This is a genomic window from Pseudomonas sp. B21-032 (assembly GCF_024748965.1).
Taxonomy (GTDB): domain Bacteria; phylum Pseudomonadota; class Gammaproteobacteria; order Pseudomonadales; family Pseudomonadaceae; genus Aquipseudomonas.
This window is the reverse complement of record NZ_CP087180.1, coordinates 1,514,946-1,530,194: the sequence shown is the minus strand read 5'-3', so window position 1 is coordinate 1,530,194 and position 15,249 is coordinate 1,514,946. Positions and strand designations below refer to the sequence as shown.

Here is a 15,249-nt window from a genome sequence, read left to right as displayed (position 1 = left end):
GTATATCGGTCAAGTGTGCCACAACTGCAGGGGTTTAGGCTTCCACCTGACTCCACTGCTTGCTCAGTCGTTTGTCGGAAACCGGGACCTTGGTGCCCAACTGCTGGGCGAACAACGACACCCGGTATTCCTCCAGCCACCAGCGGTACAGCTGCAGCTGCTCGTCGCGCTTGCCTTCCTGCAGGTGCTTGTCCAGGCGGGTCTGGTACTGGCTCCAGAGGTTGCCCAGCTCGCCGCTCCAGACCCGGTCCTTCTGCACCTGGGCGCCAAGCTTCTCAAGACGCAACTCGATCGCCTTGAGGTAGCGCGGCAGCTCCTTGAGCCACAGCCCCGGGGTTTCGCGGACAAAGCCGGGGTAGACCAGGTTGCCCAGTTGCTGCTTGATGTCGTTGAGGGCCACGGCCTGGGCCAGGTCGATCTTGCCCTTGAAGCGCTTTTGCAGGCCATGCCAGAGCTTGAGGATTTCCAGGGTCAGGCGAGCCAGACGCTCGGCGTGCTCGGCCCAACTGCCGCGCTTGCGCTCGGCCAGCGAGGCCAGGCCGGCGCCATCGCGTGGCAAGGTAGCCTCGCCTTCAAGGATGCAACTGTCGAGGCTGGCCAGCAGAATGTCCTCGACCAGCGCCTCGACCCGGCCCAGCTCGCGGTACAGCAAGCCCAGCTCGGTCAGCCCCGGCAGCTTGCCGCGCAAAAACTTGGCCGGCTCCGCCAGTTGTTGCAGCAGCAGGCGCTGCAAGGCTCGGCGGTGCTGGAACTCGGCTTCAGCCTGGGTCGAGAAGCGCCCTTCCTTGACCGTGCCGTTTTCTTCCACCAGCGCCGGATAGACCGTCATCGACAGCCCGGCAAACTTTTGTTGCGCAGTCTCGGCCACCTGGGTGAAGGCCTTGGCCTGCACCGGCTGCTGGCTTTGCGCGGTTTGCGGGACCGCCAGCGCGGCCTGGCTGGCCGCGGCAAAGCGCGCGGTCAGCTCGGCCAGGTCACGGCCTTCACCGAGGAACTTGCCCTGGCCGTCAACCACTTCCAGGTTCATCTTCAGGTGGCTGTCGACCTGCGCTGCGGCTTCGGCCCAGGCTTCGTCGCTGACCCGCGCACCGGTCATGCGCAGCAACTCGCGGCCGAGCGCCTGGGGCAACGAACCTTCAGCGAAGCTCATGCGCTGCAGGGCGGCCTTGACGAAGTCCGGCACCGGCACGAAATTCTTGCGCAAGGCCTTGGGCAGGTTGCGCACCAGGGCGATGCACTTGGCTTCCAGCAGGCCCGGCACCAGCCACTCCAGGCGTTCGCCCGGCAGGCTCGGCAACAGCGGCGCCGGCACCCGCACGGTAACGCCGTCGCGTGGATGGTTTGGCTCGAAGTGGTAACTCAGGGCCAGGCTCAGGTCGCCCAGGCGCAGGGTGTCCGGGTACTGCGCGGCAGTGACCTCACTGGCCTCGCGGGCCAGCACGTCTTCCTCGCGCATGATCAGCAGCTGCGGGTCTTTCTGGCTGTTGACCCGGTACCAGCTGTCGAAGGTTGCGGTCTGGTGGATCTCGGCCGGCAGCCGCGCCTCATAGAAGCCGTACAGGGTTTCTTCATCGGCGAGGATGTCGCGCCGGCGGGCCTTGGCTTCCAGCTCGTCGAGTTGCTCAAGCAAGCGCCGGTTGGCGGTCAGGCACCTGGCCTTGGACTGGATCTCGCCGCCGACCAGGGCCTCGCGGATAAACAGCTCGCGAGACATTACCGGGTCGACCGGGCCGTAATGCACCGGGCGCCGACCAACCACGATCAGGCCATAGAGGGTGACCTGCTCGAAGGCCACCACCTGGCCGCGCTTCTTCTCCCAGTGCGGTTCGAAGTGGTTCTTCTTGATCAGGTGCCCGGCCAGCGGCTCGATCCAGTCCGAATCGATCTTGGCCACCATGCGCGCATAGAGCTTGGTGGTTTCCACCAGCTCGGCGGTCATCAACCATTGCGGACGCTTCTTGCCCAGGCCGGACGAGGGGTGCACCCAGAAGCGCCGTTGGCGGGCGCCGAGGTAGTCACCGTCTTCGCTCTTCTGGCCGATCTGGCTGAGCAGACCGCAGAGGATCGCCTTGTGCAGGCGCGGGTAGTCGGCAGGCTCTTTATTGATGCTCAATTGCAGGTCGCGGCAGATCAGGCTGAGCTGACGGTGAGCATCGCGCCATTCGCGCAGGCGCAGGTAGTTGAGGAAATTCTTCCGGCACCAGTTGCGCAGCGGGCTGGCGGTCAGGGCCTGGCGTTGCTCTTCAAAGCCACGCCACAGGTTGACCAGCGCGGCGAAGTCGGAGTCGGCGTCTTTCCATTGCGCATGGGCCTGGTCCGCCGCTTGCTGGCGCTCCGGCGGCCGCTCGCGCGGGTCTTGCACCGACAGCGCACTGGCGACGATCAACAGCTCATTGAGGCTGCCCTGCTTGGCGCCTTCGAGCAGCATGCGGCCCAGCCGCGGGTCCACCGGCAGGCGCGCCAACTGGCGGCCCAGGGGCGTGAGCTGGTTCTCGCGGTTGACCGCCGAGAGCTCCTGCAACAGGTTGAAGCCGTCGCTGATGGCCTTGCCGTCCGGCGGCTCGATGAACGGGAAGGCGTCAATATCGCCCAGGCGCAGATGCAGCATCTGCAGGATGACTGCCGCCAGGTTGGTACGCAGGATCTCAGGGTCGGTAAAGGCCGGCCGCGCATTGAAGTCTTCTTCGCTGTACAGGCGCACGCAGATGCCCGGCTCGACCCGCCCGCAGCGGCCCTTGCGCTGGTTGGCGCTGGCCTGGGACACCGCTTCGATCGGCAGGCGCTGAACTTTGGCCCGGTAGCTGTAGCGGCTGATGCGCGCGGTGCCGCTATCGATCACATAGCGGATGCCCGGCACCGTCAGTGAGGTTTCGGCAACGTTGGTGGCCAGCACCACGCGCCGTCCCGGATGGGACTGGAAAATCTTCTGCTGCTCAGCCGGCGACAGGCGTGCGTACAGCGGCAGGATTTCGGTGTGGCGCAACTGCGCCTTGCGCAGCATCTCGGCAGCGTCGCGAATCTCGCGCTCGCCGGGCAGGAACACCAGCACATCGCCCGGGCCCTTGCCCTGGCTGCGCTCAAAGGCGGCAATCTCGTCGAGGGTGGCGAGGATCGCCTGGTCGACGGTGAGGTCGTCCTCGACGCGGTTGCCCTCCTCGTCCTGCTCGCGGGTTACCGGCCGGTACCAGGTTTCCACCGGGTAGGTGCGGCCCGACACCTCGATGATCGGCGCATCGTTGAAGTGCTTGGAGAAGCGCTCAAGGTCGATGGTCGCCGAGGTGATGATGACCTTGAGATCGGGGCGACGCGGCAGCAGGGTCTTGAGGTAACCGAGCAGAAAATCGATATTAAGGCTGCGCTCGTGGGCTTCGTCGACAATGATTGTGTCGTAGCGCTCGAGAAAGCGGTCGTGCTGGGTTTCGGCCAGCAGGATACCGTCGGTCATCAGCTTGACCAGGGTATTGGCGTCGCTCTGGTCTTCGAAGCGCACCTGGTAGCCGACCAGCGCCCCCAGTGGCGTGCCCAGCTCTTCGGCAACCCGGGTGGCAACGCTGCGCGCGGCAATCCGCCGGGGCTGGGTATGGGCGATCAGGCCGTGCTGGCCGCGGCCCAGTTCCAGGCAGATCTTCGGCAGCTGGGTGGTTTTGCCCGAGCCGGTTTCGCCGGCGATGATCAGCACCTGATGCTCGGCCAGAACCTTCTTGATCTCGTCACGCTTGGCCGCAATCGGCAGGCTGTCGTCGTAACGGATGCTCGGCACGCTGGCCTTGCGCGCGGTGACCTGGGCGCAGGAGGCCTGGACCTTGTCGACCCATTGCGCAAGCCTGGCCTCATCCGGGCGCTTGCGCAGCTCGTGCAACTGCCGGCGCAGACGGTGGCGCTCGGCAATCATGGCGTGGTCGAGGTTTTTCAGCAGTTGATCAATCGCGTGGTCAGTCATGGGGGCTTTTTAGTCGTGCAGGTGAGCCTGCTTTTGCATGATCGGCTTTTCAAGGGCTGCGATTGTCGCAGATTTGCCGACGCTCGGCACGGTTGCGGGCGGGCGGACGATTGTTTAGCCGCGGCTTATCTGAAGTTACCCAAAGGCTGATTTAATGAACCTTCCCTGGCATGGGAGTATCCAGGCATGACTTCGTCTACCGGTTTGCCCCGCCTGCTGCTGCGCCCTTCGTTCCCGAAGGTGCGGGCGCGCTGCGGGGAAAATCCGCTGGTACACATCATTCTCGCCTTCTGGGCTTTGTGGCACTGCCGCCATGCCCGCCCACCGGACGCCCGCCTCGCTCTGCAGTGAACCGTGCGGCCAGCTTCTGGCCGACCTTCCTTGTCGAAGACTGCCGCCTGACCGGCTAGACAGTCCTGTGCGCCTGAGGGCGCGAGCGAGCACACCATGCACTTTGCCCCTATCGAGCAGGCCCGAACGTTCCTGGCCGCCAACCCCGATATCGAGATGATCGAGCTATTCATCCTCGACGCCAACGGCGTACCACGCGGCAAGCTGCTGCACCGCGAAGAGCTGCTGGCGGTGTACGAAAGCGGGCGGCCATTGCCCAGCACCATCCTCGGTTTGACCCTCAACGGCGACGATGTGGAAAACTCAGGCCTGGTCTGGGATGTCGGCGATATCGATTGCCGCGCCTACCCGCTGGAAAACAGCCTGGTGCGCCTGCCGTGGCGGCAGATTCCCACCGCTGCAGTACAAGTCAGCATGCACCCCAGCGAAGGCCTGCCGGCGACTGTCGCCGACCCCCGCCACCTGCTGGTCAAGGTCATCGACGCGCTCAAGGCCGACGGTTACTACCCGGTGATGGCCTGCGAGCTGGAGTTCTATCTGCTCGACCAGCAACGTGACAGCCACGGCCGCCCGCAACCGGCCCTGGACCGCGACGGCGGGCGCCCGCGTGGCACTCAGGTCTATGGCCTGCGTGAGCTGGAGCAGATCGAGCCGTTTCTCGCCGACCTCTACGCGGCCTGCAAGGCCCAGGGCATTCCAGCGCGCACGGCGATTTCCGAATACGCCCCGGGCCAGGTGGAAATCACCCTCGAGCATGGCGATGCGCTGCTGGCCATGGACCAGGCGGTGCGCTACAAGCGCCTGGTCAAGGGCGTGGCGCACAAGCACGGGATGCAGGCCTGCTTCATGGCCAAGCCGTTCGATCACCTGGCCGGCACTGGCATGCACATGCACGTGAGCCTGGCCGATGCCCAGGGCAACAACCTCTACGCCAGCGAAGACAAAGCCGGTACGCCGCTGCTGCGCCAATCGGTGGCCGGCATGCTCACGCTGCTGCTCGATTCGCTGCTGCTGTTCTGCCCCAACGCCAACTCCTACCGCCGCTTCCAGGCCAACAGCTATGCGCCGCTGGCGCCGACCTGGGGCGTCGACAACCGTACCGTCAGCCTGCGCGTGCCCGGCGGCCCGGCCAACAGCCGGCACATCGAGCACCGCATCTGCGGCGCCGATGCCAACCCTTACCTGGCCGCAGCAGCGATTCTCGCCAGCCTGCATCACGGCATCCGCCAGCAACTCGACCCGGGCGCGCCGGTCGAGGGCAATGGCTACGCCCAGGCCAGCGAACTGCTGCCCACCGACTGGCTGACCTCGCTGACTGCGCTTGAGCGCTCGAACTGGGCTCGCGAAGCCCTGGGCGCCGAGTTCCTCGGCGTGTACCTGGCGGTCAAGCGCGCCGAGTACCGCCAGTTCATGGCCGAAGTCGGCGAACAGGACTGGCGCTGGTACCTGAGCCAGGCCTGACCCTTTATTTTTGCACCAAGGATTTTGTTATGAATGCAGCCGTAAACGCCGGCCCTGCCCAACGCAGCGCCTCGTACTACACCGCCAGCCTCAACGACACCACCCAGTACCCGACCCTCAAGGGCACGGTGAAAGTCGACGTGGCAATCATTGGCGGCGGCTTTACCGGGGTGGCCAGCGCCGTGGAACTGGCCGAGCGCGGCCTGAAAGTCGCCATCGTTGAAACCAACCGCATCGGCTGGGGCGCCAGCGGGCGCAACGGCGGCCAGGTCACCGGCAGCCTCTCGGGCGATGAAGCGATGCGCAAACAGATGCGCGACAAGCTCGGCGATGACGTCGATGATTTTATCTGGCACCTGCGCTGGCGCGGCCACCAGATCATCGAGCAAAGGGTCGAGCGCTACGGCATCGACTGCGACCTCAAGCGCGGCCACCTGCACGCGGCGATGAAAGACTCGCACATGGGCGAACTGCGCGCCTTCGCCGCCGAGGCCGAGCGCCGCGGCATGGGCGACCAGGTCGAGCTGCTGGGCCAGAACGCCATGCGCGAACACCTGCAAAGCCCGCTGTACCTCGGCGCCTTGAAGAACCGGCGCAACCTGCACCTGCACCCGCTCAACCTGTGCCTGGGCGAAGCCCGCGCCGCACACAGCCTGGGCGCACTGATCTTCGAGAACTCCGAAGTGCTGGACATCATCCATGGCGAGCAGCCGGCAGTGGTGACGGCCCACGGCCGGGTCGAGGCCAAGCAGATTCTGTTGGCCGGCGACGTCTATCACAAACTGGAAAAACGCCAGCTCAAGGGCAAGATTTTCCCGGCCATGGGCGGTATCGTCACCACCGCGCCGCTCGGTGAACTGGCCGCGCAGATCAACCCGCAGGATCTTGCGGTGTACGACTGCCGCTTCGTCCTCGACTACTACCGGCTGACCGCCGATGGCCGCCTGCTGTTCGGCGGTGGCGCCAACTATTCCGGGCGCGATTCACGGGATATCGCCGGCGAACTGCGGCCGTGCATCGAGCGCACCTTTCCGGCGCTCAAGGGCGTGCCGATCGAGTTCCAGTGGAGTTGCGCGATGGGTATCGTGGTCAACCGCATTCCGCAGCTGGGCAAGCTTTCGGACAACGTCTGGTACTGTCAGGGCTATTCCGGACACGGCATCGCCACCAGCCATATCATGGGCGAGATCATGGCCGAAGCACTGACCGGGACGCTGGAGAAATTCGATACCTTTGCCGGCTGCAAACACATCAAGGTGCCGATGGGCGATGTGCTGGGCAATCCGTTGCTGGCGGCGGGGATGTGGTATTACCAGATGCTTGAAAAACTGCGCTGAAAGCATCGCTGGCAAGCCAGCTCCCACAGGATCGATGGTGGGAGCTGGCTTGCCAGCGATCGAGCGCGAAGCGCTCGCCTTGACTCAGGCGATCTTCTTCAGGCCCAGCTTCTTCAGTTCTTCATCACGCAGTTCACGGCGCAGGATCTTGCCGACGTTGGTGGTCGGCAGCGCATCGCGGAACTCGATGAAACGCGGCACCTTGTAGCCGGTGACGTTTGCACGCATGTGCTCCATCACCTGCTCCTTGGTCACGGTCATGCCCGGCTTGACCACGATGAAGATCTTGATCACTTCACCGGATTTTTCATCCGGCACACCGATGGCCGCGCACTGCAGCACGCCTGGCAACGCCGCCAGCACGTCCTCAAGCTCATTCGGATAGACGTTGAAACCGGAGACCAGGATCATGTCTTTCTTGCGATCGACGATGCGCATGTAGCCGTCGGTCTGGATCAGGGCGATGTCACCGGTCTTCAGCCAGCCGTCACTGTCGAGGATCTCGTTGGTGGCGTCTTCGCGCTGCCAGTAACCCTTCATTACCTGCGGCCCTTTCACGCACAGCTCGCCGACTTCGCCCAGGGCCAGTTCAACACCGGCGTCGTCGATGATCTTGCACAGGGTCGAGGGCACCGGAATGCCGATGGTGCCGATCTGGTTCTGCTCGGCCGGGTTGACCGCCGCCACCGGGCTGGTCTCGGTCATGCCGTAACCTTCGCAGATGGCGCAGCCGGTAATTGCCTTCCAGCGCTCGGCGACGCTCATCTGCAGGGCCATGCCGCCCGACAGGGTGATCTTCAGGCCAGAGAAATCCAGCTTGCGGAAATTCTCGTTGTTGCACAGGGCCACGAACAAGGTATTGAGGCCGACAAAGCCGCTGAACTTCCACTTGCCCAGTTCCTTGACCATCGCCGGCAAGTCGCGCGGGTTGCTGATCAGGATGTTGTGGCTACCGATCAGCATCATTGCCATGCAATGAAAGGTGAAGGCATAGATGTGATACAGCGGCAACGGCGTGATCAGGATCTCGCAACCTTCATTGAGGTCCGAGCCCATCAGCGCCCGGCATTGCAGCATGTTGGCCACCAGGTTGCGGTGGGTCAGCATCGCGCCCTTGGCCACCCCGGTAGTGCCACCGGTGTACTGCAATACGGCGACGTCATGGCGGTCCGGATTGGCTTCCTGAAAGGTCTGGCCACGGCCCTTGCTCAAGGCGTCGTTGAACTTGACCGCCTTGGGCAGGTTGTACGCCGGGACCATTTTCTTCACGTACTTGATCACGCTGTTGATCAACAGGCGTTTAACCGGTGGCAAGAGGTCGGCCACTTCGGTGACAATAACGTGTTTGACCTGGGTCTTGGGCACTACCTTTTCGGCCAGGTGCGCCATGTTTGCCAGGCAGACCAGCGCCTTGGCGCCGGAATCATTGAACTGGTGTTCCAATTCCCGCGCGGTATACAACGGGTTGGTGTTGACCACGATCAGGCCCGCACGCAGGGCACCGAACACGGCAACGGGGTATTGCAGAACGTTGGGCAGCTGCACGGCAATACGATCACCCGGCTGCAGGTCGGTATGCTGTTGCAGGTAAGCGGCAAACGCCCCCGACAACTCATACAACTCGCCGTATGTAATGGTTTTGCCCAGGTTGCTAAAGGCCGGTTTATCGGCAAAGCGCTGGCAAGACTGCTTCAATACCGCCTGAATATTCGGATACTCATCAGGATTGATTTGCGAGGCAATCCCGGCTGGGTACTTATCCTTCCAAAAGTTTTCGATCATGGAAGCCCACTCCTCCAGCAACAGCGAATTCTTCACCGCAGTCGATGCGATTATTATTGATATAAGATTACGGTTTATTGCAAACCTGATAATCAGAAGCGGGCCGAGAGTAGCAGCTTTGCCAAAGGCCGCCTAGAGCTAAAGTAGCCCAGACAGTCACGGAAATGACTCTTGATAATCACGTAGTCATTTTTAGAGTAAAGATTCTAAAGCTTCAAGCCACAAGCTACAAGCTGGCCGGGCTTGTAGCTTGCAGCTTGCAGTTCCCTCAGGCTATATCCCGAAGCTCCCTGCGCAGAATCTTGCCCACTGCCGTCATCGGCAGCGACTCGCGCAAGACAATATGCTTGGGCACCTTGTAGCCGGTGAAGTTGGCCTTGCAGTAAGCCTTCAGCTCTTCAAGGCTTACCCCGCCCTCGCGCGGCACCACGAACAGCTTCACCGCCTCGCCCGAACGCTCGTCGGGGATGCCGATCACCGCGCAACTGGCCACTTGCGGATGGCTCATCACCACTTCCTCGATCTCGTTGGGGTACACGTTGAAGCCCGAGACGATGATCATGTCCTTCTTGCGGTCGACGATGCGGGTAAAGCCGTCCGGATCGATCACGGCAATGTCGCCGGTCTTGAACCAGCCTTCGCTGTCCAGCGCCTCGGCCGTCGCCTCGGGGTGCTGCCAGTAACCCTTCATCACTTGCGGGCCCTTGATGCACAACTCGCCGCGCTCGCCGAAGGGCTGCTCGACACCTGCATCGTCAATCACCTTGAACGCCGTGCCCGGCACCGGAATGCCCACGGTGCCCAGGCGTGCCAGCTGGCCGTAAGGGTTGGTGCTGGCTACCGGCGAGGTCTCGGTCAGGCCGTAGCCTTCGACAATGCGGCAACCGGTGATGCTCTCCCAGCGCTCGGCGGTGGCGCTGACCAATGCGGTACCGCCGGAGTTGGTGACCTTCAGCGCCGAGAAGTCGAGGTTCTTGAACTCTGGGTGGTTCATCAGCGCGACGAACAGGGTGTTGAGCCCGAGCAGCCCGGAGAACTTCCACTTCTTCAGCTCTTTGACAAAGCCGGCGATGTCGCGCGGGTTGGTGATCAGCACGTTGTGGTTGCCGGTAACCATCATGCACATGCAGTTCGCGGTAAAGGCATAGATATGGTAGAGCGGCAGCGGCGCGATCATCACCTCCTGCCCGTCCTTGATCAGGCGCTGGCCATCGGCACCGTGCTGGGAGAAACACGCCAGCACCTGGAGCATGTTCGCCACCAGGTTGCCGTGGGTCAGCATCGCGCCCTTGGCCAGACCCGTGGTGCCGCCGGTGTATTGCAGCACGGCGATGTCATCGAGGCCCAGGGCAACCGGCTTGAGCGCCTGGCCGCGGCCCTGGGCCAGGGCGCTCTTGAATGGCACCGCCTGCGGCAGGCGGTAGTCCGGGACCATCTTCTTGACCTTGCTGACGATGGTGTTGACCAGCCAGCCCTTGGCCGTCGGCAGCATGTCGCCCATCTTCGCCTCGATGAGGAACTCGATGCCGGTGTCGGGCAGCACCTCCTGCACCAGCTTGCCGAACATGTTCAGGTACACCAGCGCCCGGGCGCCGGAGTCCTTGAACTGGTGGCGCATTTCGCGGGCGGTGTACAGCGGGTTGGTGTTGACCACGATCAGGCCGGCGCGCAAGGCGCCGAACACCGCGATGGGGTACTGCAGCACGTTGGGCATCTGTACCGCGATGCGGTCGCCCGGCACCAGGTCGGTGTGCTGCTGCAGGTAAGCGGCAAAGGCCGCAGAATAGCGTTCGAGTTCGGCGTAGCTCAGGGTGACCCCGAGGTTGCTGAACGCCGGGCGGTCAGCAAACTTCTTGCAGGAGCGTTCGAATACTTCGACCACTGACTTGTAAGCATTTATGTCAATTTGCGAAGGAACCCCTGCCGGGCGCTTGTCATTCCAGAAATCAGCTTGCATCTATTATTGTCCTCATACCTGAGCCGATCCGGCCCCCTTGCCTGCTTGGCGAAGAAGGTGCTCTGCCGACGTTAGCAGGTATGTCGCAGGTGGCAAATACGCCAAGCGCTGTCATTAACATTGTGAATCTTATTGCTGATGACCCTGCGATCCTGTCCCTGGGTTATACACTGTGCTGACTTACCGAGTTGCGCGCACAAGGACCCGCCATGCACCACGACGCGTTCTGGCTCCCGGCCAGCGATCACTGCAGCCTCTACGTTTATCAATGGCTGCCGGCCTCGCCGATCAAGGCGGTGGTGCTGCTGGCCCACGGCATGGCCGAGCACGCCGGGCGCTACCAACGCCTGGGCGAGGCCCTGAGCAATGCCGGCTATGCCCTGCTCGCCCACGACCAGCGCGGCCATGGACGCACCGCCGAACTTGGCACTTTAGGCCTGTTCGCCCGACACAATGGCTGGAACAGCGTGGTCAACGACCTGGCCCTGCTCAGCCAGCACATCGGCCAGCAGTTTCCGGGCACCCCGGTGTTCCTGTTTGGCCACAGCATGGGCAGCTACATTGCCCAGGCCTACCTGATGCACCACGGCGCCAGCCTGCAGGGCGCGATTCTCAGCGGCTCGAACTTCCAACCGCCCGCGCTGTACCGCACCGCCTGCCTGATCGCCCGCTTCGAAGCCTGGCGCCAGGGCCCGCTGGGCCATAGCGCGCTGATCGAGTGGCTGTCGTTCGGCTCGTTCAACAAGGCCTTCAAGCCCAACCGCACGGCGTTCGACTGGCTCAGCCGCGACAACGACGAAGTCGACAAGTATGCTGCCGACCCGTTGTGCGGCTTTCGCTGCAGCAACCGTTTGTGGATCGACTTGCTGATGGGCCTTGAGCAAATCAGCCAGCCACGCAACCTGACGCAGATCGATCCGAACCTGCCGATCCTGGTGATGGGCGGCGAATGTGATCCGGTCAGTGCCGGCAAGCGTCTCAAGGATCTGGCCGGTGCCTTGCGCCTGGCCGGCAATCAGCATGTGCAGTTGCAGCTCTACCCCCAGGCGCGGCATGAGCTGCTCAACGAAACCAACCGTGACGAGGTCACGGCCGCCATCATCGACTGGCTGGAGCAGGCCCTGGCCATTGGCCGCCCCGCCCGCAGCGAATGATCGGCCGACCCGCACGTCAGAAGGAAAGCCAAGCATGACCCAGGTCACCAACACCCCGTACGAAGCCCTTGAAGTCGGCCAGACCGCCAGCTTCAGCAAAACCGTCGAAGAACGTGACATCCAGCTGTTCGCGGCGATGTCCGGTGACCACAACCCGGTGCACCTGGATGCCGAGTTCGCCGCCAAGAGCATGTTCAAGGAGCGCATCGCCCACGGCATGTTCAGCGGTGCGCTGATCAGCGCCGCAGTGGCCTGCGAGTTGCCTGGCCCGGGCACCATTTACCTGGGCCAGACCATGAGCTTCCAGAAGCCGGTCAAGTTCGGCGACACCCTGACCGTGCGCCTGGAAATCCTCGAGAAACTGCCGAAGTTCAAGGTGCGCATCGCCACCCGTGTGTTCAACCAGAACGACGAACTGGTGGTCGATGGCGAGGCCGAGATCCTCGCCCCGCGCAAACAGCAGACCGTCGAGCTGGTCAGCCCGCCGCCTATCACCATCGGCTGATGCCTACAACTCGGCCAGGCGGCGCTCGATAAAGCGCCGCTCGGGGCCCTGACGGGTCAGCTCGAGGGCACTGCGATAGGCCTCGCGGGCGTGATCCAGGCGGCCCAACTGGCGGCACAGTTCGGCGCGGGCCGAATGGGCCAGGTGATAATCCTGCAACTGGCCACGGGCCAGAATTGCCTCCACTGCCGCCAGCCCCGTCTCGGCGCCATCGCGCCGGGCCAGAGCCGCTGCGCGGTTGAGCTCGATCACCGGTGACGGCCAGCGCTGCAGCAGCACATTGTACAAACCGACGATTTCATCCCAGTCCGTTGCCTCGGCACTGGCAGCTTCAGCGTGCACGGCCGCTATCGCTGCCTGCAGGCTATACACACCAAACTGCTGACTGCGCAGAGCTTGCTGCACCAACTGGCAACCTTCAGCTATAAATGCACGGTTCCACAGGCTGCGGTCCTGCTCATCAAGCAGTACCAACTCCCCCTCGGCGTCGCTGCGCGCCTGTTGCCGCGAGGCCTGCAAAAGCATCAAGGCCAACAGCCCGAGCACCTCCGGGTCAGGCAGCAGCTGCTGGAGCAAGCGCCCCAGGCGGATCGCTTCATCGCTCAGGTCGTGGCGCATCAGGCTCTCACCCGACGACGCCGAGTAGCCCTCGTTGAACACCAGGTAGATCACCCGCAATACGCTATCAAGGCGCTCCGGCAGCTCGGCCAGCGACGGCACCTGGTACGGTATGCGCGCATCGCGGATCTTGGCCTTGGCCCGTACGATGCGCTGGGCGATGGTCGCCGGGCTCTGCAAAAAGGCGCGGGCGATTTCTTCGGTGGTCAGGTCACAGACTTCACGCAATGTCAGCGGCACCTGGGCATCGGCGGCCAACGCCGGGTGGCAACAGGTGAAAATCAGGCGCAGGCGGTCGTCCTCCAGTTCTTCGTCATTCACCTGAACCTCCTCTTGCGCCTCCAGCGCCTGCATCAACTGCACCTGGGAACGGTCGAAGCGCGCACACCGGCGCAGGCTGTCGATAGCCTTGAAGCGCCCGGTAGACACCAGCCAGGCCCGCGGGCTTGCCGGAATGCCGTCGCGTTGCCAGCGCTCCACGGCAATGAAAAACGCCTCGTGCATGGCCTCTTCGGCCAGATCGAAGTCGCCCAACAAGCGAATCAGCGTCGCCAGGATGCGCCGCGACTCCTGACGGTAGACGGCCTCCAGTTGCGCCCGTACCTGTGCCAGCGCTGCCATCAGTCGGGCATCTGCGTGGTCACCAGCGCCACCAGGCGATCCAGGCTCTCACCCCAGCCCCGGTGAAAGCCCATCTCTTCATGGGCCTGACAATCGGCGGCACTCCAGTGCCAGGCGCGGGCGGTGTACTGGGTCTTGCCGTGGACGTCGTCAAAGGTCACCACGGCGGTCATGAACGCCTTGTTCGACGGCACCCAGCCTGGGCCGAAGGCATCGGTGAAGACGATCCGCGCCGGCGGCACGATCTCCAGAAACACGCCCTGGTTTGGGTATTCGCTGCCGTCCGGGGCACGCATCACCGTACGAAACAAGCCGCCCACCCACAGCTGCATTTCGCATTCCGGCGTGGTCATGCCGTTGGGCCCCCACCACTGGGCCAGCAGTTGTGGCTCGGTCCAGGCGCGAAACACCTTGCGCCGCGGCGCATCGATCAGGCGCGTCAACGACAACTCATGCTGCGCCTTGGGCGGCTCGGGGTGTAAAAGGCTCATCGTGTTGTGCTCCTTGGGTTCAGGGTTGCAACTCGCGCACCGGCCGCACCTCGACACTGCCGACTCGCGCTGCGGGAATGCCCTTGGCAATGTTCAACGCCTCATTGAGGTCGCGGGCATCGACCAGATAGAAGCCGGCCAGTTGCTCCTTGGTTTCGGCGAACGGGCCGTCGGTCAGGCTCATCTGCCCGCCGCGTACACGCACGGTGGTCGCGGTCTGCACCGGCTTGAGCGCCTCGGCGGCGAGCATCCGGCCGCTGCCCTGGACCGACTCGGCATAGGCCATGCACTCGGCGTCGGCCGGGCTTTCAGGCAGGCTGTGCAGCAGACTTTCATCACAGTAGACCAGGCACAGGTATTTCATCGTCGTCTCCACCGCTGGGGATACTATGGCGGCAGTTCGCACCGCCTTGAAAAGCGCGATTCGGCATAACTTTCGGGGTTTTCAGCTCAAGGCTTGAGCGAGAACAGCGCGGCACCGGATTCCATGTCGAACGGTGCCGACCAATGCTCATGAATCACCTTCCACTGCCCGTCGATGCGCTGGTAGCCAACGGTCGCGCGCATATAGCAGCCTTGATCCTCACCGCCTTCGCTACTGGCCGGACCACAGCGGTTGAGCCAATGGGCCAGGGCCAGTTCCGGCGTGGCGTGGATCTGCAGTTGCTCGATTTCGAAGATCATCTCGCCGGGGCAGTGATCCATGCAGGCCTGCCAGTGGGCGCGATAGGCGGCCTTGCCCTGGAACTGCAATTGCTGGATGGCATCGAAGGCGCGAATGTTCTCGGCGTAAGGCGCGGTAATGGCCTCGACATCGCGCGCGCGTACGGCGGGAAGCCACTGCTCGATGAGTTGGCGGATTTCGTTCTCGGCGGCACTGCTCATGGTCGTGTCCTCTGCGCGAAGGGGCGCCGGATGCTCGGCGCGTTCACAGATGGTCGAATGGCAGTGGTTGAAATCGACAGGCTAGGGAAATGGATAACCCAGCAACCTCAATTTCGGGTCTAAAAAAAGAGGTTCTTCACGGAATCC

The 15,249-nt window shown here is 63.3% G+C and carries 12 protein-coding genes; 5 read left to right on the top strand and 7 right to left on the bottom strand.

The features are described 5' to 3' along the window. Window positions 1-34: 34 nt before the first annotated feature. Window positions 35-3,940: an ATP-dependent RNA helicase HrpA gene (hrpA, locus tag LOY54_RS07060; protein WP_258610025.1), complete on the bottom strand. Its 3,906-nt coding sequence runs from the start codon at window positions 3,938-3,940 to the stop codon at window positions 35-37. Window positions 3,941-4,126: 186 nt separating this feature from the next. On the opposite strand from hrpA, the gene LOY54_RS07055 reads away from it, so the two are divergent. The 3 genes from LOY54_RS07055 to LOY54_RS07045 all read left to right on the top strand — a co-directional run bounded on the left by LOY54_RS07055 (window position 4,127) and on the right by LOY54_RS07045 (window position 7,089). Continuing rightward, complete coding sequence (locus LOY54_RS07055) at window positions 4,127-4,291, top strand: hypothetical protein (RefSeq protein ID WP_195883322.1); 165 nt, start codon at window positions 4,127-4,129, stop codon at window positions 4,289-4,291. Between the two features lie 96 nt (window positions 4,292-4,387). Further along, window positions 4,388-5,752 (top strand): glutamine synthetase family protein, encoded by a 1,365-nt coding sequence (locus LOY54_RS07050; RefSeq protein WP_213602105.1) that lies wholly within the window; start codon window positions 4,388-4,390, stop codon window positions 5,750-5,752. 29 nt (window positions 5,753-5,781) lie between these two features. Next, a complete protein-coding gene (locus LOY54_RS07045; protein WP_045193415.1) occupies window positions 5,782-7,089 on the top strand; it encodes an FAD-binding oxidoreductase in 1,308 nt (435 codons plus the stop codon). 84 nt (window positions 7,090-7,173) lie between these two features. Here the strand turns inward: LOY54_RS07045 and fadD1 are convergent, their stop codons facing one another. Further along, a complete protein-coding gene (gene fadD1, locus LOY54_RS07040; protein ID WP_093386044.1) occupies window positions 7,174-8,871 on the bottom strand; it encodes a long-chain-fatty-acid--CoA ligase FadD1 in 1,698 nt (565 codons plus the stop codon). A 268-nt stretch (window positions 8,872-9,139) separates the two neighbouring features. Continuing rightward, complete coding sequence (fadD2, locus tag LOY54_RS07035) at window positions 9,140-10,828, bottom strand: long-chain-fatty-acid--CoA ligase FadD2 (protein ID WP_045193417.1); 1,689 nt, start codon at window positions 10,826-10,828, stop codon at window positions 9,140-9,142. A gap of 209 nt (window positions 10,829-11,037) precedes the next feature. Here fadD2 and LOY54_RS07030 point away from each other — a divergent pair, with 209 nt between their 5' ends. Both LOY54_RS07030 and LOY54_RS07025 read left to right on the top strand, forming a co-directional pair. Next, on the top strand, window positions 11,038-11,982 hold the full coding sequence (locus tag LOY54_RS07030) for an alpha/beta hydrolase (protein WP_045193418.1): 945 nt from the start codon (window positions 11,038-11,040) through the stop codon (window positions 11,980-11,982). Window positions 11,983-12,016: 34 nt separating this feature from the next. Beyond that, window positions 12,017-12,487 (top strand): MaoC family dehydratase, encoded by a 471-nt coding sequence (locus LOY54_RS07025; RefSeq protein ID WP_045187560.1) that lies wholly within the window; start codon window positions 12,017-12,019, stop codon window positions 12,485-12,487. Between the two features lie 3 nt (window positions 12,488-12,490). On the opposite strand, the gene LOY54_RS07020 is transcribed toward LOY54_RS07025, so the two are convergent. From LOY54_RS07020 to LOY54_RS07005, 4 genes are all read right to left on the bottom strand, one after another. Then, complete coding sequence (locus LOY54_RS07020; protein ID WP_258610023.1) at window positions 12,491-13,726, bottom strand: RNA polymerase sigma factor; 1,236 nt, start codon at window positions 13,724-13,726, stop codon at window positions 12,491-12,493. Further along, a complete protein-coding gene (locus LOY54_RS07015; RefSeq protein ID WP_045193421.1) occupies window positions 13,726-14,217 on the bottom strand; it encodes an SRPBCC family protein in 492 nt (163 codons plus the stop codon). Before LOY54_RS07015 ends, LOY54_RS07020 begins: the two co-directional genes overlap by 1 nt. A gap of 19 nt (window positions 14,218-14,236) precedes the next feature. Further along, complete coding sequence (locus LOY54_RS07010; protein WP_258610022.1) at window positions 14,237-14,581, bottom strand: YciI family protein; 345 nt, start codon at window positions 14,579-14,581, stop codon at window positions 14,237-14,239. An 86-nt stretch (window positions 14,582-14,667) separates the two neighbouring features. Then, window positions 14,668-15,102, bottom strand: coding sequence for a nuclear transport factor 2 family protein (locus tag LOY54_RS07005; RefSeq protein WP_258610020.1), 435 nt, complete (start codon window positions 15,100-15,102; stop codon window positions 14,668-14,670). Between the last annotated feature and the right edge of the window lie 147 nt (window positions 15,103-15,249).